Here is a 524-nt window from a genome sequence, read left to right as displayed (position 1 = left end):
TGGAGTTCGGTGACATCACCTTTGGTGACAAGACCACCAACACCGCCACCGACGGCGGGGTGGTCAACACCGGCACCGCAGGCGATATCGATGCCACCAACGTCGAGGGTGACGGCAACGTCGTCGGCGATGACAACGAGAACGTCAACACCGGTGACATCGAGGACTCCAACGTCAACATCGGCGAGGACAATGAGATCGACGACAGCGGTGATCAGACCGCCGGCGGCGACATCATCTCCGGCAACGAGGGCCCGGTGATCAACGATGTCGACATGAGCGGTGGCAGCGGCGGCAGCGCCTCGGGCGGTGACGGCGGTGGCGGCCTGATCGGGGTCGGCAACGACGGCGGCAACGCCACCGGTGGGGCCGGCGGTTCCGGTGGCGGGATCGTGATCAACGACAACGACACGACCACTACCAATGTCGATGGCAACCAGACCAATGTCGGCGATATCGACGGCAGTGTGTCCGGTGGGATCTCGGGCGGGTCGAGCATCGAGGACAACTCGGTGGACAACTCG

1 pseudogene is annotated in these 524 nt (G+C 64.1%); it reads left to right on the top strand.

Annotated elements, in window-relative coordinates:
- Positions 1–524 (top strand): annotated as a pseudogene (locus tag CEX87_RS26920) (IniB N-terminal domain-containing protein); the annotation flags it as partial.

The sequence above is a fragment of the Mycobacterium lehmannii genome (assembly GCF_002245535.1).
Classification (GTDB): Bacteria; Actinomycetota; Actinomycetes; order Mycobacteriales; family Mycobacteriaceae; genus Mycobacterium; species Mycobacterium lehmannii.
Note: the sequence above shows the minus strand (reverse complement) of the source record. Positions and strands in the feature narration are given on the sequence as shown.